The 265-nt window shown below is 41.5% G+C and carries 1 protein-coding gene; it reads left to right on the plus strand.

All coding sequences use genetic code 11. From position 1 onward, the window contains the following. Positions 1 to 97 precede the first annotated feature (97 nt). Positions 98 to 265: DUF6538 domain-containing protein (locus AB4583_RS21435; RefSeq protein ID WP_372119303.1), on the plus strand; the 168-nt coding region annotated here is incomplete at its 3' end.

Genomic DNA, 265 nt, shown 5'->3' on the forward strand with positions numbered 1-265 from the left:
CCACCACTTTAAAGAAAGCCCAAGTCATTGATTTACAAAGACCTGGGCTTTTTTCTTGTCTGTGATTTTTTGCATGATCCTAACAGGTGTCACGATCATGTATCTAACAAAGAACCGCAACTCCAATTACTACACCAGAATTAGCTTACCTGCCCGACTTAAAGCTTTGGGCTATCCAAGCGAAATCCGATTCTCGCTCCACACTAAAAATCGTTCTGAAGCAATAGACCGTTCAGTCATGGTGCTATACCAATCCGGAAAATTA

This window comes from Vibrio sp. 10N.222.49.C12 (assembly GCF_041475025.1).
GTDB classification, from domain to species: domain Bacteria; phylum Pseudomonadota; class Gammaproteobacteria; order Enterobacterales; family Vibrionaceae; genus Vibrio; species Vibrio crassostreae_C.